This window comes from Paenarthrobacter sp. NPDC092416, assembly GCF_044755025.1.
GTDB lineage: Bacteria > Actinomycetota > Actinomycetes > Actinomycetales > Micrococcaceae > Arthrobacter.
The window spans coordinates 331,358-354,574 of record NZ_JBIVQG010000002.1 but is presented as its reverse complement, the minus strand read 5'-3'; the positions used below and the strand labels follow the sequence as shown (position 1 = coordinate 354,574).

Annotated in this window: 24 protein-coding genes; 10 read left to right on the top strand and 14 right to left on the bottom strand. The window is 63.1% G+C overall.

The annotated features are described in order from the left end of the window. Nucleotides 1-4: 4 nt before the first annotated feature. The 11 genes from trpS to glyA all read right to left on the bottom strand — a co-directional run bounded on the left by trpS (nucleotide 5) and on the right by glyA (nucleotide 10,180). Nucleotides 5-1,102 (bottom strand): tryptophan--tRNA ligase, encoded by a 1,098-nt coding sequence (gene trpS, locus ACIQC5_RS05815; protein WP_400279329.1) that lies wholly within the window; start codon nucleotides 1,100-1,102, stop codon nucleotides 5-7. A gap of 19 nt (nucleotides 1,103-1,121) precedes the next feature. Further along, the gene (locus ACIQC5_RS05810; RefSeq protein WP_400279326.1) at nucleotides 1,122-1,955 is read right to left on the bottom strand and encodes an exodeoxyribonuclease III; all 834 of its coding nucleotides are present in this window, start codon (nucleotides 1,953-1,955) and stop codon (nucleotides 1,122-1,124) included. Between the two features lie 10 nt (nucleotides 1,956-1,965). Then, nucleotides 1,966-2,532: a hypothetical protein gene (locus ACIQC5_RS05805; protein WP_400279324.1), complete on the bottom strand. Its 567-nt coding sequence runs from the start codon at nucleotides 2,530-2,532 to the stop codon at nucleotides 1,966-1,968. A 153-nt stretch (nucleotides 2,533-2,685) separates the two neighbouring features. Then, nucleotides 2,686-3,519: an ABC transporter permease gene (locus ACIQC5_RS05800; RefSeq protein ID WP_400279321.1), complete on the bottom strand. Its 834-nt coding sequence runs from the start codon at nucleotides 3,517-3,519 to the stop codon at nucleotides 2,686-2,688. Beyond that, on the bottom strand, nucleotides 3,516-4,370 hold the full coding sequence (locus tag ACIQC5_RS05795) for an ABC transporter permease (protein WP_400279319.1): 855 nt from the start codon (nucleotides 4,368-4,370) through the stop codon (nucleotides 3,516-3,518). Before ACIQC5_RS05795 ends, ACIQC5_RS05800 begins: the two co-directional genes overlap by 4 nt. Further along, on the bottom strand, nucleotides 4,363-5,292 hold the full coding sequence (locus ACIQC5_RS05790; RefSeq protein ID WP_400280140.1) for an ABC transporter ATP-binding protein: 930 nt from the start codon (nucleotides 5,290-5,292) through the stop codon (nucleotides 4,363-4,365). The genes ACIQC5_RS05795 and ACIQC5_RS05790 overlap by 8 nt, the downstream gene beginning before the upstream one ends. A 154-nt stretch (nucleotides 5,293-5,446) precedes the next feature. After that, nucleotides 5,447-5,767 carry an SHOCT domain-containing protein gene (locus ACIQC5_RS05785; RefSeq protein ID WP_400279316.1) on the bottom strand — a complete coding sequence of 107 codons (321 nt, stop codon included), beginning with the start codon at nucleotides 5,765-5,767 and terminating at the stop codon, nucleotides 5,447-5,449. A gap of 150 nt (nucleotides 5,768-5,917) precedes the next feature. After that, complete coding sequence (locus ACIQC5_RS05780) at nucleotides 5,918-6,583, bottom strand: response regulator (protein ID WP_400279313.1); 666 nt, start codon at nucleotides 6,581-6,583, stop codon at nucleotides 5,918-5,920. Continuing rightward, complete coding sequence (locus tag ACIQC5_RS05775) at nucleotides 6,580-7,746, bottom strand: sensor histidine kinase (protein WP_400279311.1); 1,167 nt, start codon at nucleotides 7,744-7,746, stop codon at nucleotides 6,580-6,582. The genes ACIQC5_RS05780 and ACIQC5_RS05775 overlap by 4 nt, the downstream gene beginning before the upstream one ends. Nucleotides 7,747-7,844: 98 nt before the next feature. After that, nucleotides 7,845-8,738, bottom strand: a complete 894-nt coding sequence (locus ACIQC5_RS05770) for a bifunctional methylenetetrahydrofolate dehydrogenase/methenyltetrahydrofolate cyclohydrolase (RefSeq protein WP_400279309.1) — start codon at nucleotides 8,736-8,738, stop codon at nucleotides 7,845-7,847. Nucleotides 8,739-8,884: 146 nt separating this feature from the next. Next, nucleotides 8,885-10,180: a serine hydroxymethyltransferase gene (gene glyA, locus ACIQC5_RS05765; RefSeq protein WP_400279307.1), complete on the bottom strand. Its 1,296-nt coding sequence runs from the start codon at nucleotides 10,178-10,180 to the stop codon at nucleotides 8,885-8,887. 237 nt (nucleotides 10,181-10,417) lie between these two features. Here glyA and purU point away from each other — a divergent pair, with 237 nt between their 5' ends. From purU to ACIQC5_RS05750, 3 genes are all read left to right on the top strand, one after another. Continuing rightward, nucleotides 10,418-11,278, top strand: coding sequence for a formyltetrahydrofolate deformylase (gene purU / locus ACIQC5_RS05760; RefSeq protein ID WP_400279305.1), 861 nt, complete (start codon nucleotides 10,418-10,420; stop codon nucleotides 11,276-11,278). A 21-nt stretch (nucleotides 11,279-11,299) separates the two neighbouring features. Then, entirely contained in the window at nucleotides 11,300-11,980 is a 681-nt protein-coding gene (locus tag ACIQC5_RS05755) for a class I SAM-dependent methyltransferase (RefSeq protein ID WP_400279302.1), read from the top strand. Nucleotides 11,981-12,052: 72 nt separating this feature from the next. Continuing rightward, nucleotides 12,053-12,571, top strand: a complete 519-nt coding sequence (locus tag ACIQC5_RS05750; protein ID WP_400279300.1) for a gamma carbonic anhydrase family protein — start codon at nucleotides 12,053-12,055, stop codon at nucleotides 12,569-12,571. Between the two features lie 70 nt (nucleotides 12,572-12,641). Here the strand turns inward: ACIQC5_RS05750 and ACIQC5_RS05745 are convergent, their stop codons facing one another. Then, the gene (locus ACIQC5_RS05745) at nucleotides 12,642-14,339 is read right to left on the bottom strand and encodes a flavin monoamine oxidase family protein (RefSeq protein ID WP_400279297.1); all 1,698 of its coding nucleotides are present in this window, start codon (nucleotides 14,337-14,339) and stop codon (nucleotides 12,642-12,644) included. Beyond that, entirely contained in the window at nucleotides 14,336-15,766 is a 1,431-nt protein-coding gene (locus ACIQC5_RS05740) for an amino acid permease (RefSeq protein ID WP_400280138.1), read from the bottom strand. Before ACIQC5_RS05740 ends, ACIQC5_RS05745 begins: the two co-directional genes overlap by 4 nt. Before the next feature lie 194 nt (nucleotides 15,767-15,960). Between ACIQC5_RS05740 and alr the strand changes: the two genes are divergently transcribed. The 7 genes from alr (at nucleotide 15,961) to ACIQC5_RS05705 (ending at nucleotide 22,261) form a co-directional block, all read left to right on the top strand. After that, nucleotides 15,961-17,199 (top strand): alanine racemase, encoded by a 1,239-nt coding sequence (alr, locus tag ACIQC5_RS05735; RefSeq protein ID WP_400279294.1) that lies wholly within the window; start codon nucleotides 15,961-15,963, stop codon nucleotides 17,197-17,199. Then, a complete protein-coding gene (locus ACIQC5_RS05730; RefSeq protein WP_400279291.1) occupies nucleotides 17,189-18,787 on the top strand; it encodes a PucR family transcriptional regulator in 1,599 nt (532 codons plus the stop codon). Before alr ends, ACIQC5_RS05730 begins: the two co-directional genes overlap by 11 nt. A gap of 179 nt (nucleotides 18,788-18,966) precedes the next feature. Then, a complete protein-coding gene (locus ACIQC5_RS05725) occupies nucleotides 18,967-19,206 on the top strand; it encodes a hypothetical protein (protein ID WP_400279289.1) in 240 nt (79 codons plus the stop codon). 21 nt (nucleotides 19,207-19,227) lie between these two features. Then, on the top strand, nucleotides 19,228-19,998 hold the full coding sequence (locus tag ACIQC5_RS05720; protein ID WP_400279286.1) for an ATP-binding cassette domain-containing protein: 771 nt from the start codon (nucleotides 19,228-19,230) through the stop codon (nucleotides 19,996-19,998). Next, on the top strand, nucleotides 19,999-21,426 hold the full coding sequence (locus ACIQC5_RS05715) for a hypothetical protein (protein WP_400279281.1): 1,428 nt from the start codon (nucleotides 19,999-20,001) through the stop codon (nucleotides 21,424-21,426). Further along, complete coding sequence (locus tag ACIQC5_RS05710; protein ID WP_400279278.1) at nucleotides 21,410-21,721, top strand: hypothetical protein; 312 nt, start codon at nucleotides 21,410-21,412, stop codon at nucleotides 21,719-21,721. The genes ACIQC5_RS05715 and ACIQC5_RS05710 overlap by 17 nt, the downstream gene beginning before the upstream one ends. Nucleotides 21,722-21,808: 87 nt before the next feature. Next, complete coding sequence (locus tag ACIQC5_RS05705; protein WP_400279275.1) at nucleotides 21,809-22,261, top strand: hypothetical protein; 453 nt, start codon at nucleotides 21,809-21,811, stop codon at nucleotides 22,259-22,261. Nucleotides 22,262-22,266: 5 nt separating this feature from the next. On the opposite strand, the gene ACIQC5_RS05700 is transcribed toward ACIQC5_RS05705, so the two are convergent. Next, entirely contained in the window at nucleotides 22,267-23,151 is an 885-nt protein-coding gene (locus ACIQC5_RS05700) for a carbon-nitrogen hydrolase family protein (protein ID WP_400279273.1), read from the bottom strand. Nucleotides 23,152-23,217: the final 66 nt, after the last annotated feature.

Here is a 23,217-nt window from a genome sequence, read left to right as displayed (position 1 = left end):
GGACTTAGCGGACTCCCTGGTCACCGCGGTAAGGCAGGAAGCCCACCTTGGAATAGACGTCAGCGAGGGTGGCCGAAGCGATTTCGCGGGCTTTCTCCGCACCGTGTGCCAAGAGGCGGTCGAGTTCAGCGGGGTCGGCCAGGAGCTGGTTGGCGCGTTCGCGGATGGGAGCGAGGTGTCCGGAAACGAGCTCGGCAAGGTCCACCTTGAGGTGGCCGTACATCTTGCCCTCGTAGTCAGCAACAATCTTCTCGACCGGTGTTCCGCTGATGGCCGAGTAGATGGTCAGCAGGTTGGAGATGCCGGGCTTGTTCTCACGGTCGTAGCGGATCTCAGTCTCGGTGTCGGTGACAGCGGACTTGATGCGCTTGGCCACCGTCTTGGGGTCATCCAGCAGGTTGATGAGCCCTGCAGGCGATTCCGCGGACTTGGACATCTTGGCCGTCGGGTTCTGGAGATCGTAGATCTTTGCCGACTCCTTCTGAATGAAGGCCTCGGGAACCTGGAATGTCTCACCAAACCGGCTGTTGAAACGGTTGGCCAGATCGCGGCTGAGCTCCACATGCTGGCGCTGGTCCTCACCCACGGGCACGCCGTGCGGCTGGTACAGGAGGATGTCGGCAGCCTGCAGGATGGGGTACGTGAACAGGCCAACACTGGCGTGGTCCGAGCCCTGCTTCTGCGCCTTGTCCTTGAACTGCGTCATCCGGCCGGCCTCGCCCATGCCGGTGATGCAGTTCAAGACCCACGCAAGCTGCGCGTGCTCGGGAACCTGGGACTGTACAAAGAGCGTGCACTTTTCCACGTCCACGCCGCCGGCGATGTACTGGGCTGCGGTGACGCGCGTCCGGTGCGCAAGTTCGGCGGGGTCCTGCGGCACTGTGATGGCGTGCAGATCCGGAATGAAGAAGACGGCGTCGTACTCGTCCTGCATCCGCACCCAATTGACCAACGCACCGAGGTAGTTGCCAAGGTGCAAGGAGTCGGCGGACGGCTGCATGCCGGACAGGACACGGTGCTTGGCGCCAACGGCGAGCTTGGTGGACGTCACGGGCTTTTCGGTGGTCACGGTGGCTGTTTCAGCCGTGGTGGAGCTAGTCATCAAGAAGTACTTTCGGGGCTTAGAGCCGGTAGTCGACTACCAGCGGTGCGTGGTCGGAGAAGCGGGTGTCCCACGACGGCGCCCGGTCCACGACAGCCGAGAAAGCGGCTGCTGCGAGGCCGGGAGTGGCCATGTGGTAGTCGATGCGCCAGCCTGTGTCAGTGTCAAAGGCCTTACCGCGCTGGGACCACCAGGTGTAGGGGCCTTCGACATTTCCTGCCAGGCCCCTGTGGACATCCCTCCATCCGATTTCTTCACCGAAGAAGCGGTCGAAGTATGCCCGCTCCTCTGGCAGGAAGCCGGCACGTTTGACGTTGCCCTTCCAGTTCTTGATGTCGAGTTCTGTGTGGCCGACGTTGAGGTCGCCAACCACCAGCGCATGATCGCTGTGCTTGGCGAGCTCTGGCAGGCGGGTGCTCATGACGTCCAGGAAGCGGAATTTGTCGTCCTGCTTCGGCGTCCCGGCTTCACCCGAGTGCACGTAGGCGCTGACCACCGAAAGCGTGGCTGCCTCGCCGGCGCTGTTCTTAACGGTGTAGTCGGCTTCGACCCAACGGCCGGTGGTAGCAAAGTAGTCATCGCCGATGCCAACACGCGTGGCGGTGGGCTCTTCACGGGAAGCGATGGCCACGCCCGCGCGGCCCTTGGCCTCGGCTTCGGCGTGCAGGATGTACCAGCCCTCGCCGATCAGCGTGTTGACGACGTCATCAGGTGCACGGACTTCCTGCAGGCAGAGGATGTCTACCTCGCGGGGCTCCAGCCATTCCGCCATGCCCTTCTTGTAGGCAGCCCGAAGGCCATTGACGTTGACCGATGCGATGCGAAGGAAGTCCTTCTTCAATGCCGTGCTCACCCGCTCTACTCTAGTCGATGATGGTGCCGGCCACGGGCTCGTCAGAGCCGCCGGAGGACTTGATCATGTCCCGGGCGTTGGTGGCGGTGATGGCGATCGTCTCCAGTGCGCGGTTGATGGTGTCCTGGTCAGCCGCTGCGCCCTTGGCGCGTTCCTCGTCCACCACCCGGACCTGCACCTGGACGATCTTGAATGAGTGGTCCAACTTGAGGTCCCGGATCTCGTCGGCTTGGCTGCGTTCGGCGACCACACGCGTGCCACCACTGTCAGCAGCGGACGACGACGGCGCGCGGCCGGCTGCTGCGTTGAACGCATTCTGCGCTTCGGTCAGCTTGGCCCCGGCCCGCTTTGCTGCCCTCTGAATGCTGAAGACGACGAACGCGGCCAGTGCGAGCCAGCCGAAGGACACTACGGCGACGACCCAACCCACAACGTCGTTCTGGTTTGCCGCGAAGATGACGGCCACCAGGAAGGCGATGATAACGACAGTCATCCCCAGGCCACCGATGCGGAAGCCTTTGAGGATGCCCTTGCCGGATGCGGACGTGGACGGGTGCGGGTCACCGAGAGATTGCATGTACCAATTGTCGCAAACCCCGGCAGGTGCCCCGCGCCGCTTCCACGGACGGCGAACAGAGGAGTTTCCGGGCAGTCACGCGCAGTCATTTACCCGGTGTCTGCGCTGACCGTGATGGGCCTCTGCACCTGGCGCCTGCGCACAAGGACTTCCTCACTTCAGGAACAGGTGGCGCAGCCGTCCCGTAGTGAGCATGATGCCCAACGCGATCATCACCAGGTAGTAGCCCACGTGGATGGCAGTCGCCGGGCTGAACATGCCCACGCTGATCTGGCGTAGGAGTTCCACGCCGTGCCACAACGGCATGGCCTGGATGAGCCACTGGATCGCTTGGGGGTAGACGCTCAGCGGGTAGAACGTGGCGCTGAACAGGAACATGGGCAGCAGGAAGAAGTTGATCCAGTCCATCTGCTGGAAGGTCTTCATGAAGCTGGTGATCCCCATGCCGAAGCTCGCGAAGCCGAACGCGATCAGGACGGAGGCCGGGATGACCAGAATGGCCCACGGCGTGGTGATGAGGCCCATGACACCCATGACCGCGGTGAATCCTGTGGCGTACAGGAGGCCGCGGAGCAAGGCCAGGAAGATCTCGCCCATGGCCACATCCAAGGGACCTAAGGACGTGTAGAGCATGCCTTGGTACAGCTTGGCGAAGTTCATTTTGAAGAAGACGTTCCACGTGGAGTCGTAGATGGCACCGTTCATGGCCGAGACCGCCAGCAGCGCAGGTGCGATGTACGCCGCGTAGCTGATCTCTTGGCCGCCCGGTCCCTGCACGGTCCCTACGATGGATCCCATCCCCACGCCCATGGCCAACAGGAACAGCACAGGCTCAAAGAACCCGGAAACCAGCACCAGCCACGTACTCGACTTCGCCGCCATGAGCCCACGCGCCACCACTGCCTTGGCGTTGCGTGAATAAAGGGGGCCAAACTTCCGCTCGCGGGCCTCATCTGTGGCGCTGTGGCCACCGGTCAGGATGCTCATGAGCCCATCCTTTTGACGAACTGGCGCCGGGTGAGGACCCAACCGGCACTGGTCGTCGCCAGCAGGAACACCACGTGCGTGATGGTCAGCAAGGGGTTTTCGTCCATTCCGAAAGTGAACACCCGGCCGAGTTCCGTTCCGTGCCACACCGGAGAAATCCAGCCGATCCAGCGAACGGCCAGCGGCAAGGTATCCAGCGGGAAAAACGTTCCGGAAAACAAGAACAGCGGCATGACGATGAAGCGTTGCACCAGAGCGAATTGCCCCTTGTCCTGGGTGATGCTGGAGGCGTACGCCATGAGGGGCAGGCCGAAGGACAGGGCAGCAACCGTGGCGACCACAGCGGACACCCATCCCCACGGACTGGGCGAAGCGCCGAACATGGCAACCACCGCGAAATAGACCACTGATTGCAGAAGGAACCTGAGCGTGCAGGCCATGATGTGGCCGCTCGCAATCTGCTGCGGAATCAGGGGTGAGGCATGCGGGCCGTAAAACACACGGCGCCATTTGAAACCGTCCATGACCGGGTAGGAAAACTCCCCGGACGCGGTCATGACCGCCGCGGACACGAGCAATGCCGGCGCCACGAACTCCAGGTAACTGACCCCGCCGAACAGCGATTCACTGTTGGCGTCCACCAGGCTGGCCAAGCCGACGCCCATGGCGAAGAGGTAGGCCACCGGCTGCCCCACGCTGTACAGAAACACGGACCAGCCGTAGCCACGCATGACGCGCAGCACCTGTTCCGCGTAAAAAAACGAACCCCAGCGTCGGGCCCTGGCGGCCGAAACTGCAGGTGAGTGGGCCCGCGGCGACTGCTCCGCCGTCGTGATGTGCTTGTCAGTCAACGAGGCTCCTGCCCGTGAGCCGGAGGAACACGTCCTCCAGGGACGAGCGGCGCACCAGCGACGTGATCGGGTGCAGCCCGCGCGCGGAAACCTGCTCCAGCGCGGCCTCGCCGTCGTGCGTGTAGATCAGCACGCGGTCAGGCAGTGTTTCGAGCCGCTCACCAATGCCTTGAAGTTCGACGCCGATGGTCCCGTTCCGCTCGGATCCGAACCGGAGCTCCAATACTTCGCGCGAGGAATGCTCGCGGATCAGGCTGGCCGGTGAACCCTCGGCCATGATCCTGCCCTTGTCCACCACGATCAGGCGATCGCAGAGTTGCTCGGCCTCGTCCATGTAGTGCGTAGTGAGGATCAGGGTCACGCCACTTTCCTTGAGCCGGAACAAGCGGTCCCACAGGATGTGGCGGGCCTGCGGATCGAGGCCGGTGGTGGGCTCGTCGAGCAACAGGATCCGGGGCTCGTTAATGAGGGAGCGCGCAATGGTCAGGCGACGCTTCATGCCGCCGGAGAGGGCATCCACCTTGGAGTTGGCCTTGTCCGTGAGTTGCGCGAACTCCAGCAGCTCATCGGCTTTGGGCCGCAGGTAGCTCAGCGGCAAGCCAAAGTAGCGACCGTAGACGATCAGGTTCTCGCGGACTTTCAGCTCTTCGTCGAGGTTGTCCTGCTGCGGGACCACGCCCAAGTGCGCCCGGACCTCCGGACCGTGCGTTTCGGGGTCAAGGCCCATGATGTTGAGCGTGCCCGACGTTCTCTGGGAGACACCACCGATCATTTTCATGGTGGTGGATTTGCCGGCGCCGTTGGGACCCAGAAGGCCAAAGGACTCCCCCGCGGGCACATCGAAGGAGATATCGTCCACGGCGGTGAGCTCACCATAGGTCTTGGTGAGGTTCCGCGCACTGATAACGGTGGGTCGGTTCATTTCGGTGCTGGCTTGCGAGGCTTCTGATGGTTTTGCGGAGCGGGTTGCTTCATTGTGCACCCTCAGCAGACTAGTAGCGCCGAACAATATGTGAAAGGGCTCTTGCAGATATTTTTGCAAGAGCCCTCTCGGTTGTGGGGTGCGCGGGAACTCGTCAACTGTTCGGCTGCGAGCGCAGTACCTCCAGCCGCTGCCGGAACTCGGTCTCGTCAATCTCGCCGCGCGCATACCGCTCGCGCAGTACGCCCTCGGCACCCTGTGCGGCTGCCCAGTGGTGGTTTCGCCGCCAGGCACGCCGGCCCACGAAAATGAACAGGAAGATCACAAGGATCCAGAACAGCGGGAACAGCAGGAAGAACGGCCAGTACGCGCCATCTCCCCAGGGACCATGCGCGACGACGGTGGCAGGCAGTTGTGCCAGCGCTCCCCCGGGCGAGGTGCTCTCCCCGACGATTGAAGTCAATGCGGTGAACATGTCAGTGATCCAAACTCTCTCCGCCGATGCTCGGCGTGAACCGTCTTTCGGCTCTGGTTCGAGTCTGCTCGCCGGCGCCGGGCGAGGCGTCCGCCGTCGGGAGTCACCTTGGCGTCCGCCCCTACTCCGTGAGGAGTCCGCGGCAACTGGTCAGTTGCTCCAGCCCGGCCGGACCAGACCGGATTCGTAGGCCAGGACCACCAGTTGCGAGCGGTCACGGACCATCAGCTTGGTCATGATGCGCGAAACATGGGTCTTGGCGGTCAACGGCGTGATGAAAAGGCGCTCGGCGATCTCGGCGTTGTTCAGCCCCTCACCCACCAGCGCCAGGACTTCGCGTTCGCGGTCCGTGATCTGCTCCAGAGGGAGCACCTTGGCTGCTGCCCGGCTTTGCGATGCCAATTGGGCCATGATGCGCCGGGTCACTGAGGGCGAGAGCAGGGCATCGCCGTCGTGCACTACCCTGACCGCCCGGATGAGTTCGGCCGGTTCGGTGTCCTTGACCAGGAACCCCGCAGCACCTGCCCGGACTGCTTCGGCGATGTACTCGTCGAGTTCGAACGTGGTCAGGATGATGATGCGCGTTCCTGCCAGCGCGGGGTCCGAGAGGATTCTGCGCGTGGCGGTAAGGCCGTCGTCGTCCGGCATCCGGATATCCATGAGGATGACGTCCGGCTTCTCATGCGCGGCCAGCCGGACGGCGTCGCGGCCGGTACCCGCCTCGCCCACCACTTCCATGTCCGGTTCCGCGTCCAGGAGGGCGCGGAAACCTGCCCGTATGAGGGTTTGGTCGTCGGCGAGGAGGATGCGGATCACGGGAGGGTTCCTTCTGTGTGTGGAGTTGCGGGCAGGATCGCTTCGACGCGAAGGCCCGGCTGAAGTCCGTGGAGGGTGAGTGTCCCGCCCAAGGCGGTGGCCCGCTCCCGCATCCCCGTGAGGCCGTTGCCGGGGAGCGCCCCGCCCATGCCGGTGCCGTCGTCGTCGATCCGCACCGTTAGTGCGGTGTCGCCGCTGTCCAACCGCACGACGGCGGATCGGGCGCCTGAGTGCCTGCCAACGTTGGTCAATGCCTCCTGGATGATCCGATACGCAGCTTCCTGCTGGGCCGGCCCCGCATCCTGATGGTTTGCGTTGTCCAACAGGGTCACCGTGAGTCCTCCCAGTTCGGCGTTCTTCACGAGCTCCGGAACGCGGGTCAGAGATGGCCGTTCGGCCGGCGCCAGCGGGACGTCCTCCCGCAGCACACCCAGGAGCTGCCGGACCTCGGTGAGGGATTCCTTGCTGGCTGCTTTGATGGCCTCCAGGGCTGGCCTGAGCTTCTCGGGATCGTCGGCGCCAACATGCAAAGCCACGGAGGCCTGCACGTTGATCATCGACAACGAATGGGCTACAACGTCATGGATATCGCGGGCAAGGGTGAGTCGGTACTCATCGCGTTCGGCCTTCCGGGCTTCCTCACGACGCCGCCGGTATTCCGCGAACCGGTCGCGCCGCCGTCGGAATCCCTCGCCCAGCACCACGAGGATGGCCGCCCAGGCTACGCCCGCGGAAGCGCGAAGCGGCCAGTTGTCGTCCCCGGCCAGGGCTGATGCCAGCACCACCGAGCCCGCGGCAATTCCGGCACCCCACCACGCCTGCCACCGCAGCCCGGCGGATGCCGTCAGGATGATGGACAGTGCCAGGGACAACGCGATGGGCCCCCAGGCGTAGCCCAGCCACAGGTAGGTGCCGGTGGCCACCAGCGCCACGGGAAGCATGAGTGCGGGCTTCCGTTTCCGGAACGCCAAAGCGGCTGGACCCGCCAGCAGCAGGAGGAACGCCAGTGCGTCCAAGGGCCGTGGAGCGTCCTGATGGCTCGCGGCAGACAGGGTCCCTACCACTTGGATCAAGGCCACCGTGATGACGATGAAACTCGTGGGCGGGCCAGCAAAGCGGCGGGGACCTGGATATCGCTGGGGCCCAAGGGAATGGGGCTGCATACCCCGAGCCTAGCTTTGGTCCGCGGCCTGCGTCGTCCGGTTAACGGAGCAGGGCACCTACTCCGTGGGGAGTAGGTGCCCTGCTGTTGGTGTATGAGCTAGGCGATGCCAGCCTGGCGCTCCGCGGATTCCACCACGTTGGCGAGCAGCATGGCGCGGGTCATCGGGCCAACGCCACCGGGGTTCGGGGAGATCCAAGCCGCGACGTCGGCAGCTGCCGGGTCCACGTCTCCGGTGACCACAGCCTTGCCGTTGCCGTCGTCCACGCGGCTGACGCCGACGTCGAGCACGATCGCGCCCGGTTTGAGGTCTTCGGCCTTGATCATGTGCGGCACGCCTGCTGCAGCGATCACGACGTCGGCCTGCCTGAGTTCTGCGGGCAGGTCCACCGTTCCCGTGTGTGCCAGGATCACTGTGGCGTTGACCTCCTTGCGCGTGAGCAGGAGGCCGATGGGACGGCCGATGGTGACGCCGCGGCCAACCACCAGGACGCGCTTGCCCTTGAGCTCGATGCCGTGGCGGCGGAGCAACTCCACACAGCCCTTGGGCGTGCAGGGAAGCGGGGACTTCATTTCACCGTTGACGTTGGCAACCAGGCGGCCGAGGTTCATCGGGTGCAGGCCATCGGCGTCCTTGTCCGGATCCATGGCCTCCAGGATGACGTCCTGGTCAATGTGCTTGGGGAGAGGCAGCTGGACGATGTAGCCGGTGCACTCGGGGTTCTCGTTGAGTTCGCGGACAACCTTCAGGAGGTCTTCCTGGGAAATGTCCTCCGGGAGGTCGCGGCGAATGGACTGGATGCCTACCTCGGCGCAGTCCTTGTGCTTGCCGCCGACGTACCAAGTGCTGCCGGGGTCTGAACCCACCAGGATGGTGCCCAGGCCGGGGACGATTCCCTTGGCGGCGAGGACAGAAACGCGAGTGGTCAGTTCTGCCTTGATGGCTGCGGCGGTGGCCTTGCCGTCAAGGATCTGTGCGGTGGACTGTGTCATTCCATCTGCTCTTTCTGGTGGGTGACCTGTTGGGGAGGCTCATGCCAACGGGACCCGCCGCCGAGGGTGCGGCGGCGGATCCCGTTGGCTCCGGTTCAGTGCCCGGGTAATGCGTTGTCAGCGCTTGATGTCGCGGGAACCGCTGTTTACCACTGCTCGTGCTGCGGGTACAGCGGGAAGTCAGCGGCGAGCTTGTCGACACGGGCCTGGAGGGCTTCGGTGTTGGTCGCGGTGCCGGCCTTCAGCGCGGTGGCGATGATGTCGGCAACTTCGGTGAACTCTTCGGCGCCGAATCCGCGGGTAGCCAAGGCAGGCGTACCGATGCGGAGGCCGGAGGTGACCATCGGCGGGCGGGGGTCGAACGGAACGGCGTTGCGGTTCACGGTGATGCCAACCGAGTGCAGGAGATCTTCAGCCTGCTGGCCGTCGAGCTGCGAGTTGCGCAGGTCAACCAGGACCAGGTGGACATCCGTGCCGCCGGTGAGGACCGAGACGCCGGCTTCGGCAACGTCGGCCTGGTTCAGGCGGTCAGCGATGATCTTGGCACCCTCGAGGACGCGCTCCTGGCGCTCCTTGAACTCTTCGCTGCCGGCAATCTTGAAGGCAACAGCCTTGGCCGCGATGACGTGCATCAGCGGACCACCCTGCTGGCCCGGGAAGACGTTGGAGTTGAGCTTCTTACCCCACTGCTCCTTGGCCAGGATCACACCGGAACGCGGACCCGCGAGGGTCTTGTGCACGGTGGAGGTGACGATGTCGGAGTGCGGGACCGGGCTCGGGTGCAGGCCCGCAGCGACCAGACCGGCGAAGTGTGCCATGTCCGTCCACAAGAGCGCGCCGACCTCGTCCGCGATGGAGCGGAAGGCAGCGAAATCAAGATGGCGGGGGTATGCGGACCAGCCGGCGATGATGACCTGCGGCTTCTCGGCAATGGCCTGCTCGCGGAGCTTGTCCATGTCCACGCGGAAGTTGTCCTGCTCAACCTGGTAAGCAGCTACGTTGTAGAGCTTGCCGGAGAAGTTCAGCTTCATGCCGTGGGTCAGGTGGCCACCGTGTGCCAGGGACAGGCCCAGGATCTTGTCGCCGGGAGTGATCATGGCGGACAGTGCTGCGGCGTTGGCCTGAGCACCGGAGTGCGGCTGAACGTTGGCGTACTCGGCGCCGAAGAGGGCCTTGACGCGGTCGATGGCGAGCTGCTCGGCAACGTCGACGTATTCACAACCGCCGTAGTAGCGCTTGCCCGGGTAGCCTTCGGCGTACTTGTTGGTCAGCACGGAGCCCTGGGCTTCCATGACTGCGCGGGGAGCGAAGTTTTCTGATGCGATCATTTCCAGGGTGCCGCGCTGGCGGCCAAGTTCCTGGTCAAGGACTGCTGCGATCTCGGGATCGAGTTCGGCGAGCGACTGGTTGCTGACAGACGCTGAAGTGGTGGTGGAAGTCACGGAGATCTCCTGGCTAGGCAACGGGTGGTGCTACAGGTCAGGCTACCGGCAGCAGCATTCCCGCGTCCCCTTGATGACGGAGGGATCGGTCACGTGCGTGCAGCGGTAAGACATGACCCTCGGCCCAGGCGTACGATCCGTGGTCTTCGTGATTGCCGCTCCCTGGTGGTAGTCCACCCAACGCCAGTTGCGACGAGGTTAACAGTACAACAACGCAGCACAGGTAGGCTTGGTCATGTGACTGACTCCACCCTTCCTGCTGCTTTTGTTGTAACACTCTCCTGCCCCGACCGCCCGGGCATCGTCCACGCGGTAGCCGGAGCCCTTCTTGAGGCCGGTTGCAACATCGCCGATTCCCAACAGTACGGAAGCCCCAGCACAGGCAACTTTTTCATGCGGGTGGAGGCAACGACGTCGTCCACGCAAGCTGAGCTGGCCGCCGCCCTGCGGCCCGTCGCCGAAACCTTCGGTATGACCTGGCAAATCAACCCCGTAGGCCAGAAGGTCCGAACCATGATCCTGTGCTCCAAGGATGCACACTGCCTCAACGACCTCCTGTTCCAGCAGCGGACCGGCACGCTGCCGATCGAAGTCCCGGCGATTGTGTCCAACCACCGTGACCTGGAAGAGCTGGCCGATTTCTACGGCATCCCCTTCCACCACATCCCGGTGACCCCCGAGACGAAGCCGCAGGCTGAAGCCCAGCTCCTGAAGCTGATCGCCGAGCACGACGTCGAGCTGACCGTCCTGGCCCGGTACATGCAGGTCCTCTCCAACGACCTGTGCACGGAGTTGAACGGCAAGGCCATCAACATCCACCACTCCTTCCTGCCGTCCTTCAAGGGCGCCAAGCCGTACCACCAGGCGCACGCGCGCGGCGTGAAGATCATCGGCGCCACGGCCCACTATGTGACGGCGGACCTGGACGAGGGTCCGATCATCGAGCAGGAAGTCATCCGCGTGGACCACGCCCGCACTGCTGCCCAGTTTGTCCAGATGGGCCGCGACGTTGAAGGCCGCACCCTTGCCCAGGCTGTGCAGTGGCACGCCGAACACCGGGTACTGCTCGACGGCACCCGGACCGTGGTGTTCAACTAACGTCACTCCTAAGCTGGGGGTATGCACGGTCTTCCTGAGGCAGATCACGAAGCGGACCTGGCAGTCTTCTATGACCGCCAGGCCCCGGTCCGCAACACGCGTTCCCTCACGCCGCACCGCGTAGAGTGCCGTGAATGGTTCGTCCGGCTGCTGAAAGATGAGCAGCGGCATTCAGTGTTCGAGTTGGGCTGCGGCACTGGAGTTGAAGGTGTGGAATTTGTTCGGGCCGGCCTGCACTACACAGGTGTGGACCTGTCGTCGGAGAGCGTTCATGTGGCGCGTTCAGCAGGACTCGACGCCACCGTCGCGAGTGGGCGCCAGTTGCCGTTCCCCGATTCCGTGTTCTCGGCCGTCTGGACCATGAGCACCCTTTTGCACGTCCCCAACAGCAGGATTCACGACGTCGTCGGCGAACTTGTGCGGGTCAGCGCGGCCGGTGCGCCGATCGCCGTCGGGCTCTGGTCCGGTGAGGACGTTGAGGTCCATAACCCCGAGGACCTCGAAGAACCCCGACGTTTCTTCAGCCGCCGCAGTGACGACACGGTGCGGCGGATCTTTGGAGAGCACGGCGTGATCGAACACTTCCGGACGTGGCCCGAGGGAGTCGGCCTGGAATCCGGCCCGGGCGCGGGCAACTGGACCCAGCACTACCAATTCCTGATACTGCGCACCCCTACACCCAGCACCCCAACACCCAACTGAGTCGCAGTTAAGCGCGTTTTGAACACTCATAACGCGCTCAAGTGCGACCTACTTGGGAACTAAGCTGGGCGCATGGCTCCCTCTTACACTTTCGCCGGGGACACTCCGGCCATTCATGAAACCGCCTTCGTGGCACCGACGGCATCGATCATCGGCAAGGCCACGTTGGCTCAGGACTCCAGCGCCTTCTACGGCGTGTCCGTTCGTGCGGATACCGCCGCCATCAGCATTGGCGCCGGCTCCAACCTCCAGGACAACGTGGTCCTGCACGCCGACCCTGGCTTTCCCTGTACGGTCGGCGAGCGCGTCTCCGTGGGGCACAGCGCAGTGGTCCACGGCTGCACTGTGGAGGACGACTGCCTCATCGGCATGAGCGCCACCATCCTCAACGGCGCGGTAATCGGTACGGGCTCCCTGATTGCAGCCGGCGCCGTGGTCCTGGAAGGCACAGTCATTCCGCCGCGATCCCTGGTTGCGGGTGTGCCCGCAAAGGTGCGCCGCGAACTGACCGATGAAGAGTTCGAGGGCGTCAAGCACAACGCCGCCCATTACAAGGATCTCGCTGCGGCGCACCGGGAAATGCACGCTTAAGCGCGAATGCGGGGCCTGCTCTGCGTCCTAACCCGAGGGTTTGGAACGCAGGGCGGGCCCCGCAACGTACTTAGTCCAGTGAGATCGGGCCGAGCTCGTCCAGCAGGTCTCCGGGCCCCGGATTCCCAACCACGGACGAGCCACCCAAGTGGTTCACCACACCCCAGACAGCGTTCAGGCCAGTGGTCACTGCGCCCTCGGCCCAGCCTGCAGTGAAGGACACGTCATCCCCCGCAAGGAAGATGCCGCGCTGGCTTTCCGGCAGCTGGTCCTGCTTGAAGTGCGTGAACAGCCGCTGCTGGTAGCGGTAGTGCCCGGGCAGGTTGGCTTTGAAGGCGCCCATGAAGTTGGGGTCGGCTTCCCATGACACGGTGATGGGCTGCCCCACGATGTGGCTTGCGATGTCCACGCCCGGGTAGATCTGCTGCAGCGAGTGGAGCATGAGCTTGACGCGCTCGTCGGCGCTGAGCGCGAGCCACTTCAGGGCGTCGTCGTTCCATGTGTAGGACAAGAGGATGACGGCGGGCTTGTCCGGACCGTCGTCGAGCAAGTAGGTGGCCCGGTTGAGGCGATCGGTGAGGGTCATGGACAAGACTTCACGGCCCGTTTCGGGGTCGATGTCCTTCCAGAACGGCCGGTCCACCATCACGAAGGTCTTGGACGACTGCATGTAGTGGGAGCGCTCGATCGCGGTCCACAACTCCGGGGGGAACAGTGACTCCTCGGTGTGGATCCGGGTGGACAGCAGCCACGACTGGCACGTGGTGACCACGGCCGGGTACGAGGCTTCCCGCCCCCAGCTTTCGCGGACCAGGAGGTCGCCGTTCTCTGCACGGCTGATGTTGTCCACGGCTCCCCGCGGCGAACCGGAGTGCAGTGACGACAATGACGTGCCGGCAGGCCAGTACTTAACGTCCGACGGCGCGTGGTTCCAGAGTGCCTCGGGGAGCCTTTGCGCTCCTCCCGAGATGAGCCGGTGCTGGTCGTCTGCGTCGGTATAGACAACCCGGAGGATCTCCAGGATGGAGTTGGGGAAGTCCGTGTCCCAACCTCCGGTGCCGAAGCCAACCTGCCCGAACGCTTCGCGGTGGGCGAAGCCAGCCTCCTTGAAGGACTTACTCGCGGCGATGAACCCGTAGAAGGTCTGCTCGTCCAATTCCGGCAGAAGCGCGTTCCAGAGTTCCTTGATCCGCTTGGTGTCGCGGGCTTTGATGGCTTCCTGCATCTCACTGAACGCGGCGCCATCGTTGACGGCTGCTTTCCAGGCGTCAGCCACCTCGTGGAAGAACTCCGGGAGCTCATCAGTGGTGGTGGCGTAGTGCTTCTTTCCCGCGAGCTCAATCACGGTGCTGGACGTCACCGGCGCCAACGGGTTGGGGAAGTCCTGCGTCTCCAAGCCGAGCAGGTCCACGTAGTGGTAGAACGCCTTGCCGGATACCGGGAACCGCATGCCGCCAAGATCTGCCACCACGCCAGGCGCCGACGGGAAGCTGGCCGTCCGAAGTCGGCCACCGATCTGATCCGCTTCATAGATGACCGGCTTGAGCCCGAGCTTCATCAGTTCGTAGGCGGTGACCAGCCCGGAGAGGCCGGCGCCGATGACGGCGACTTCAGTGCCGTAGCGCTCTTCCGGGATGGCGCCCAGCCCGGCGGTGTGCGCCAAGTAGTGGTCGTAACTGAATGGGAAGTCCGGGTTCAGCATGGTGATGGGAGCTGCCGGCGCTGGGGCTTCGGCGTCAGCGACTGGGAGTTCAGTGGCGATGGTCATGAATGTGCTGCTTTCACAGGTTCCTGGCTCGAAGCCTTGGCGGTCAGTTCACGATAGTCGGCCTCGCTGAGGGCGGCTACCTTGGAGTTCCGGCGTCCATAGCCGAAGTAGATGGCGATCCCAACGAGCATCCAGCCGCCGAAGACCAGCCAGGTATCTGCACCCAGGTTGGCCATCAGGTAGGCGCACATCAGTGTGCCCAGTACCGGCGTGATGGGGTACAGCGGTACCCGGAAGCTCCGCTCAAGATCGGGGCGGTTGCGGCGCAGGTAGATCACGGCTACGTTGACCAGCGCGAAGGCGAACAGCGTGCCGATGCTGGTGGCGTCGGCCAACGCACCCAACGGGACCAAGCCAGCGGTGAGTGCGACGGCGATACCCACTATGAGCGTCCCGGCAACCGGGGTGCCGGTGCGGCGGGAGACGCGGCCGAAGATCCTGGGCACCATGCCGTCACGGGACATCGAGAGCAGGATGCGGGTCTGGCCGTAGAGAACGGTGAGCACGATGCTGGCGATGGCGAGTACTGCCCCGGCCGAGAAGACCAACGCGATCCATGCCTGGCCGGTGATCTCGTGCAGGATCTGTACGAGGGCAGCTTCAGTACCGTCGAACCAGCCCCACGGGCGGGCACCAACGGCTGCGACGGCAACCAGAACATAGATGCTGGTAACGATCACCATGGAGAGCATGATGGCCCTGGGCAGGTCACGCTTGGGGTTGCGGGCTTCCTCGCCGGCAGTGGAGGCAGCGTCGAAACCGATGTAGGAGAAGAAGACACTGGACGCCGCGGCGGACACACCCGCTGCGCCCATCGGCAGGAGCGGCTCGAAGTTGCCCGCGTTGAAGGCGGTGAAGGCGACTGCGCAGAAGAAGACCAGGATGCCGACTTTGATGATGACGATCGCGGTGTTGATCCATGCGCTTTCACGGGCGCCCCGAACCAAGAGGATCATCGCCAGTACCACGATGACCATGGCTGGCACATTCACCACACCGCCGTCACCCGGTGGCTGTGAGAAGGCATCCGGCAGGAATTGACCGAAAGCAGCCAGTGTCTCGTTGACGTACTGACCCGCTCCCACCGCAACGGCGGCAACGGATACCGCATATTCGAGCACCAGGCACCAGCCACAGATCCAGGCCATACCTTCGCCCATGGTGGCATAGGAGTAGGAGTAGCTTGAGCCTGCCACCGGGACCAGGCCGGCCATTTCGGCGTAGGACACGGCCGAGAACAAGGCGGCCAAGCCTGCGATGACAAAGGAGATCCAGATCGCCGGACCGGCCAGCGGCACGGACTCGCCGAGGATGACCAGGATTCCGGTGCCCAGTGTGGCGCCGACGCTGATCATTGTCAGTTGCAGGACGCCGAAGCTGCGTACCAACGGCGTACCGCCTTCGCTGCTTCCGGCCTCGCTGACCATCTGGCCAATCGGTTTGCGGCGCAGCAATTGAGCCCCGAGTCCAGGCCTGGCGAGGCTCACGGCAGTTGAGTTTTCGGTGTTCACAGGCACAGTCACCGTTGACGTCCCTTCTGAGTAGTTTCGGTTTCCCCTCCACAAGACTGGCATGTGAGCCATCTCTCACGGCAGTGCAAAATGACCTATAGTGATCAACCATGAGACGTAATGCACCCGAAGCTGTGGCTTCCCCAACAGCCCTTTCCGGGCAGGTCAAAGTCGATCTGTCCGCGATTTCAGACAACATCAAAGCCTTGAAAAAGCGAACCCAAGCCCCCAACTTCATGGCCGTGGTCAAAGGCAACGCCTACGGCCACGGCTTGGTGGAAGTGGCCCGGACAGCAGTGGAATCCGGGGCCGACTGGCTGGGAACCGCCCAGCTCACAGAGGCCATCACGCTGCGCAAGGCCGGGATCACCGCGCCCATCCTGTCGTGGCTGTATCTGGCATCCCAGACAAGCGAAACCATCTTGGAAGCCCTTGAAAACGACATCGATGTGTCGCTCGGAAGCGTCCACCAACTTGAGGTCCTGGTTGGCATCGCGACCCGCCTGGGCCGCCCCGCCGTCGTGCATCTCGAACTGGACAGCGGACTCAGCCGCGGCGGCGCACGCAAGGAGGATTGGGCGGAGCTCGTAGCGCAAGCGCGCCAGGCAGAAATCGGCGGGACCCTGCGCGTCCGGGGCATCTGGACGCACCTGGCGTGGGCAGACGTCCCGGCGCACCCTGGCAACGCCGCCGCCGTCACCGAATTCGAGGACGCCGTCCGGCAGGCGCGCGAGGCCGGGTTGAACCCCGAACTCCGGCATGTCTCCAGCTCGGCGAACATCCTGGACCGGCCTGAATTCCACTTCGACATGGTCCGGGCGGGCCTTGCCATCTACGGCCTCGCCCCCGCCGACCACCTCAATCCTGCCGACTTCGGGCTGCGTCCGGCGCTCAGCGTCACCGCCCCGCTGGTGATGGTCAAAAAGGTTCCCGCGGGCACGGGTGTCAGCTACGAACACCAGGCCATCACCTACGAGCCCCGATACCTGGGCCTCATTCCGCTCGGCTACGCGGACGGCATCCCCAAGGGCATCAGCGGCCGTTCGGTGGTAAACATCGCGGGCCGCAGCGTGCCTGTGATCGGCAAGGTCTGCATGGACCAATTCATGGTGGACCTCGGCCCGGACGCTGCCGGGATCGACGTCGGGGACACGGCTGTGCTGTTCGGCGACCCCGCCAGCGGGGCGGCGAGCGCCGACGATTGGGGTGCTGCGATCGGCAGCCATGGGGACGAGATCATCAACAGGATCGCGCCCCGGCTGCCCAGGGCATACGCCTCAGGTAATGCCGCCTATGAGTGCCCCGACTACCAGGAGCCGGCCGTCGTCGGGCAGGACGATGTCGCCTGAACCCGCCACAGCGCGCCTGAGTTTCGTCACGCTTGAGCAGTTCCTGGAGCAGCTGCCGCCGGAGTTGAAAATACTTCACGACGGCGGCAGCGGCGCCTCGCTGCTGCGGTGGGTTGAGCCGAGTGAGCTCGAAGACCCCACACCGTACCTTCCCGAGGGCGAGTTCCTGCTCACCGCCGGGCTGCCTTTCCTGGGGGACGGCGGCTCGGCGGCCATGGTGGATGCCTATGTTCAGCGGCTGGTGGGGGCTAAAGTTGCGGCGCTCGGATTTGGTATCAAGCCCTATTTCGACGCCGTACCCGCGGCGCTGCTCGACGCGTGCCGCCGTCACAACCTCACCTTGTTCGAGGTGCCTGAGTCCTTGCCGTTCGCGGCGATCGGGCTGGAGTTCTCGCAGCTCCTGGAGTCGGACAACGCACGGGTTTTCCGGCAACTGGCCGACACCAACCGCCAGCTCATGCGCGCGGTCCTCTCCCCCAGGCCGGAACACGAACTGCTGGCGGCGCTGGTGCAGCGCGTGCCGGTGTGGGCTCTTTTAGTGGGGGCGGACGGACGAGTCCGGGCGCGTGGCAACAACGCCGGCGGCAGCACCGGCGTCGACCATTCACTCCTCGCACCAATGCTTGAACGGTTGTTGTCCGGCAGCGGGCCGCGCGTGGAAATGGACGGTTTCGAGCAACCGGGATCTGCCCTGGTGTTCGGACATCCGCTGCGCAGTACCAAAGACGCGAACCTGGGCGCGCTGATCCTCGGCTCCGATACGCCGCTGACTCCTGCGCAGAACAATGTGGTGCAGTCCGCCGTGGGGTTGTTGGAATTGCTGGTTCGGCAGCGGACCAGTGGGTCCCTCGCTCCGAGCCAGCTGGCCACGGCCGTGCTGCTGCACCCGGAATCGCTGGCCACAGGCGGCACCAAGCACATCAATGGACTCAAGGACCTACTGGCACAAAGCCTGTCCTCAACACGATCGGCGCCAATGCGGGTTGTTCAAGGCATCAGAGTCAACGGTGCGGGAGACGACGGCCCCGTCCGCGAACTGCTGCAATGGCGCAGGATGTTCGACACCAAGCTTGTGGAGATCACGGAGTACGGTTTCGTAGCCGTGACCCGCCTGAAGGTGGACGACGCCTTGCTGGCCGATATCGAAAAACTGGGCTGGCGTTTGGTGATCGGCGAACCTACGGAGCTGGGAGGCCTCACCGCGGCGTACCAGCGTGCCACTTCGCTGCGCAGCCGCGTGCTTTCTACCGGGAAAAGCGCCCGAGTGGACGAAGTCACGTGGTCTGTTGCCGGGCTCCTGGGCCGCGAGGCGGGAACCATGCTGGCGGAGCGGCTGCTTCAACCAATCCTCACACTGGAACCGGAGCGGCGCGACCCGCTGCTGGCCGTCCTGCGCGGGTGGCTCAGCGAAAACGGCAGCTGGGATGGCTCCGCCAAGCTCCTGGGCCTGCACCGGAACAGCGTGCGCCGGCAGATCGGCGTCCTGGGCGAGCTTCTGGACATGGATCTCAACCAGGCACCGGTTCGCGCTGAGCTATGGATCGCCTTGCAGTACGTGGAGGAACTGGTGGCAGGGCTCGACGTGTAGACAGCCGAGCACCACCTAGACGGCATTTGGATGGACTATGTGCTGACGTTTTCAGCACCTAATTCGGCCGTTCGACCACCTAATTCCGAGGTGGGCGTCTAGGGAGGAGGTTTCGCTTCGTAGTCTCTGGAGGAGCTACCGGAATCCGCCGGTAGCCCAAAGAGAGATTGCAGGGGAAAATGCTCACTACATCCGCAATAGGTGCAACCCGCGCCATGGTGGCAGCACGAAACAAGATCGACCACATGATTGTCCGCTATGACGGGTGGTTTCTGGTGTTGCTCGCCATCCTCATGGTCCTCGCCTTCGCCCTACTGGCGGCAATGGCCATCTGGTGCTTGGCCCAGGGACGCGGCCACTTCACTGGCAACTGGAGTTGGAACCAGTGGGGCGTCTCAGTGTTCGTGGAGTGCAGGTAACTCGGTAGCAAGCTAACCGCTGTGGTGGCACTCGAGGGCCACCACGGCTCGAGCATCGGAAGCGGAACCTTCACCATGGCCCTCAGCGTTGACCACGTCAATTATGCCTACAGCACCCAAAAACAAGTCCTGCACGACGTCTCATGTGCCATTGCCGAAAATAAAGTCTTGGGCCTGATCGGGCCTAACGGGTCTGGAAAATCGACCCTCATCAAGGTCATCCTGGACCTTCTCCAAATACAAAGCGGCCGTGTCACTATCGACGGCGACGACAACCGCACGCGAAACGCCAAGATGTCCGCAATCTATCTATCCAGCAATGACTATCTTCCCGAATTTCTGACCGGCGAAGAATATCTGCGATTCATGCATGGCCTCTATGGAACACCTCTGGACGTCCTTGCAATGAGGTCGCAGTTCGCTAGATACGCCATGCGGGACCGGCACCGGGACCTGATTGAGGACTACTCGCACGGCATGAGGAAGAAGCTGCAGCTCATCGCTGCCTTCATGCTGAGGAGGAAGCTCACGGTCATCGACGAGACACTCAATGGCGTGGATATCGACGCCATCAGGGCCTTTGAAAGGGATGTTAGGGAGCTCGCCACGGAGGGGCGTTCAGTCCTGCTGTGCAGCCATGACTTCAGCCTGCTGGAGAACGTCGCCGACGAAGTCGCCGTTCTGGTGGGCGGAGTCTTGGTCCACCAGAGCACCCTGGCAGCGATCGTTGCGGACTACGGCAAACTCTCAACCCTCGCCGATGAGTACATCCAGGCAATGGAGACACCGTAGATGCGACGAAACAGCGTGATTCTGTTGTTCCGGCTTTTCTGGATCTTCATCGTTCGGCGTGTACTGGGGAGGGGCCTGTTATCCAGCGCCGCTGTGCGCACCTCGGCGCTGGTTCTTGTGGTGACAGCGTTTGCCGGTTTCAACCTGCTGAGCTATGTGGTTCTGAAGCAGTATCTCGGCGGAACGGGACTCTTTGAACCTGTCCTTCAGGTGGCCAATGCGTCCGTGCCGTTTTGGGTACTCATCGCCTATACGTTGATTCGCGTTCTCTTCATGAAAGCCGACGAGCTCCTCAAACTTTCGTTCAACCTGCCTGTCACGAACAAGGAAAGGACCCTGGCGTTCTCGTTGTTTGAGGCCTCCATTGTTCTGGGCATGACGATCTTTGTTTTCGGTGCTTTCTCCATCTCAACCGTGCTCATTGAAGGCCTGGAATACGTCCCCAAGGTACTGGCTTCCATCTGGTTTCCGGCACTGAGCGCCTATCTGCTCCTCAGCCTCGGCTATTACGTCCTTGAACGGGTGCTCATGGCGCTTCGGTGGGCTCGTTTTCGCGGTCTGGTGGTCCCCATGGTTCTTGCCACTGGGCTCGCTCTGCTCTTTCCGCATACGAATGAGCAGAGCGCCCTGATCGCACAGAGCTTTGTTGATGGGAAAGACTACGTCACCCCTGTTCTGGTTTTTGCAATCCTGGAGGACACGGTGGGGTTCTGGCTTTCAGCTGTGGCATTCGTTACGACTACGGCGGTGGTCATCCCCGTGGTTGTGGCATTTGCGCCGAAAGCCTACGTACCACTCAGGCGCTACTTCGTCGTGCTGCCGTCGCGTCTCGCAGACAGAAAACTGGGCGCATATGTCCTGGTCCTGTTCCGCAGTTTCGAAACCATGGTGGCCGTCTTGTTTGTGGTGGTCTATTCCCTCTTCGCTTGGGCTCAGCACATCGTCCTTCCACCGTTCGCGCTGCTCTTGGTGACGTTTCAAGGCGTTTATGCGTACGCGAATTCCGAACCGCTGCGACGAAGCTCCCTGCACCCAGGCAGAACGATGACGAACTACCTGTGCATCGTTGGCTCGCAGGGCATCTTGCTCCTCACTCTCGCGATCCCTGTGGTCACGATCTCCCTTGTTCAAGGCATCGCGTGGGATGCCTGCCTGCCAGTGGCTGGATTCTGCGTGAGCAACATCCTCATTTCCACTTTGGTGGGCATTGCGTTCCCGCCAGAGAAAGGAAATCCGTTTACGGTGCTCATCGGCGTCTTGCTAACCGTCGTCGTCATCATGATTGTCGCCCTTGGATTGAATGTGTTCAATCTCGAGCCCACCATGAGCGCCGTGGTTTATACCGCGCTCAGTATCTTGGTTGTCTTTTACAGCATTCTCGGTATGAAACGAATGGAAAGGATCTCACGTCATGAAGTGGTTACTTAGAATCACCACCGCAGTTTGCATTGCGTTTATCGGCACCATGATCACTGTGGTCGCGGGGTTCATTTTGACCATGTTCTCCGCTACCGAGATGGGCGTCCGGAAGTTCGGCCTTTTCGGGGCGATCTTCTTTGAGCCCCACACCCAGCCCAACGGTGCAACAGGGTTGGAGATCGGCGTTGTCAACGGCTTGCCCATATCCATCATCTTCGTGGTGCTGGTGATGTTCTGTGTGGCTGTCGCGATCATGCTGGAACGGCTGAAGCTCCGCAAAAAGCAACTGACGCACGCCGGGTAGGGAGAGATTCGCACCGTCACCGTCACCGTCCGCGACGCGACCGCGGGCCTCATTCTCAGGCACCTTATTCGCGCCAGCAAATGGCCGATGTCCGCTGTAGCCGTCGGATTCGTGGTCTGCGCTTCGCTAGGTGATCCGGTTCTGCTGCACATGGGCGCGTGGCTACTCCTTCACAGCCTTTGCCTGATGGGCGGTTTCCTGGTTCACGAGGTTGCCCATGTTCTCGGTATGAAGGTCTTCCGCGGCGTCACCCACGTCGCGGTTGGCTTCACAGCCGCCCGGTTTTCCGTCACGCCAATCGGGCGACTCTACGGTTGGCAGATTGCGGTGATTGCCGTGTTCGGTCCAGGAGCCGCGTGCGCGGTGGGCGCGTTGCTGGCATGCTTCGCCCCGGGATCTCTCCTGCAGTACTGGTTCCTCCTGCATTCCGCCTTTCTGCTACCCGTCTTCGGCGATGGACAGGCCCTAATCACGGGACTCAAGAATCGGAATCACGGATTCACCTTGCGGACGCCGGAAACTACCACCCGGGTGACCTGACCGTTTCAGGTTCCGGGGTCTCTGTGATCCCACGCCGCGTACAGTTCCGGCTGACGTTCACGCAGGTACGGAACCTCGTTACGTGCCGCCCGAACGGTTTCCGTACCAACCTCCGCGAACAGCAGCGCGTCCGACTCCCCCGCTGCTGCCAGCAACGAGCCATCCGGCCCGGCAACAACACTGCCGCCCAGGAAGTTGTAGATGTCCTCATGGCCGCTGTGGTTTGCGTAGGCCACGTTGAGCTGGCTCTCCAAAGCACGAGCGCGGATGAGCACCTGCGGCACATTGTCGAACCCTGCGGACAATGCGGTGGGAACCAGCAGCAGTTCGGCTCCGCGCGTTGCGGCCGCCCGGACGGCCTCCGGGAACTCGACGTCGTAACAGATGAGCATCGACGTGCGGATGCCGTTGAAATCGACGACGGCGGGAGGTGCTTGGGCGCCGACAAACGCCTTGTGTTCCTCCGCGCCGAAGAGATGGACCTTGGCGTAGTTGAGGAGTTCAGTTCCGTTGGCGTCCAGCAAGGTGGCCGTGATGTGCCAGCCGCTGTCCGCCGGAGCCGGCCCCGCGCCGCCGTCGTGCGTGGTTTGCCGAGGAGCGACGCCTTGTTGGGGTGTGAGCTGCTGCGGGGCGACGGCCGGAAGGCTGTACACCAGGCCAATTCCGCGCCGCCGGGCGATGTCGGCGAGCCGTTCGCGGATCCCGGGGAGCGTTGCGGGGTCAAGTTGGGTGTGGAGCCTCAGCGGCGCGTAGCCAACGGGGAACAGCTCCGGGGTCAGGAGCAGCGCCGCGCCTGCTTGGGACGCCCGTTGCGCGGCATCTTCAATGGTCCGCAGGTTGGCTTCAACATCCAACACCTTTGCGTTGGCCTGCAGGACGGCTAGCAGCATCTTTACCACCTTGGTTTCTCTTGTTCCCGGCCTTGCGAACGCACTGGTGAATGTACTGACGAACAT

Coding starts and splice junctions, on each gene's coding strand:
- ACIQC5_RS05715 (WP_400279281.1), top strand. CDS start 19,999: ATGCGACGAAACAGCGTGATTCTGTTGTTCCGGCTTTTCTGGATCTTC.
- ACIQC5_RS05805 (WP_400279324.1), bottom strand. CDS start 2,532: ATGCAATCTCTCGGTGACCCGCACCCGTCCACGTCCGCATCCGGCAAG.
- ACIQC5_RS05730 (WP_400279291.1), top strand. CDS start 17,189: ATGTCGCCTGAACCCGCCACAGCGCGCCTGAGTTTCGTCACGCTTGAG.
- ACIQC5_RS05775 (WP_400279311.1), bottom strand. CDS start 7,746: ATGCAGCCCCATTCCCTTGGGCCCCAGCGATATCCAGGTCCCCGCCGC.
- ACIQC5_RS05800 (WP_400279321.1), bottom strand. CDS start 3,519: ATGAGCATCCTGACCGGTGGCCACAGCGCCACAGATGAGGCCCGCGAG.
- ACIQC5_RS05710 (WP_400279278.1), top strand. CDS start 21,410: ATGAAGTGGTTACTTAGAATCACCACCGCAGTTTGCATTGCGTTTATC.
- ACIQC5_RS05700 (WP_400279273.1), bottom strand. CDS start 23,151: ATGCTGCTAGCCGTCCTGCAGGCCAACGCAAAGGTGTTGGATGTTGAA.
- ACIQC5_RS05785 (WP_400279316.1), bottom strand. CDS start 5,767: ATGTTCACCGCATTGACTTCAATCGTCGGGGAGAGCACCTCGCCCGGG.
- ACIQC5_RS05755 (WP_400279302.1), top strand. CDS start 11,300: ATGCACGGTCTTCCTGAGGCAGATCACGAAGCGGACCTGGCAGTCTTC.
- ACIQC5_RS05705 (WP_400279275.1), top strand. CDS start 21,809: ATGTCCGCTGTAGCCGTCGGATTCGTGGTCTGCGCTTCGCTAGGTGAT.
- ACIQC5_RS05745 (WP_400279297.1), bottom strand. CDS start 14,339: ATGACCATCGCCACTGAACTCCCAGTCGCTGACGCCGAAGCCCCAGCG.
- ACIQC5_RS05750 (WP_400279300.1), top strand. CDS start 12,053: ATGGCTCCCTCTTACACTTTCGCCGGGGACACTCCGGCCATTCATGAA.
- trpS (WP_400279329.1), bottom strand. CDS start 1,102: ATGACTAGCTCCACCACGGCTGAAACAGCCACCGTGACCACCGAAAAG.
- alr (WP_400279294.1), top strand. CDS start 15,961: ATGAGACGTAATGCACCCGAAGCTGTGGCTTCCCCAACAGCCCTTTCC.
- ACIQC5_RS05725 (WP_400279289.1), top strand. CDS start 18,967: ATGCTCACTACATCCGCAATAGGTGCAACCCGCGCCATGGTGGCAGCA.
- ACIQC5_RS05770 (WP_400279309.1), bottom strand. CDS start 8,738: ATGACACAGTCCACCGCACAGATCCTTGACGGCAAGGCCACCGCCGCA.
- ACIQC5_RS05790 (WP_400280140.1), bottom strand. CDS start 5,292: ATGAACCGACCCACCGTTATCAGTGCGCGGAACCTCACCAAGACCTAT.
- ACIQC5_RS05740 (WP_400280138.1), bottom strand. CDS start 15,766: ATGGTCAGCGAGGCCGGAAGCAGCGAAGGCGGTACGCCGTTGGTACGC.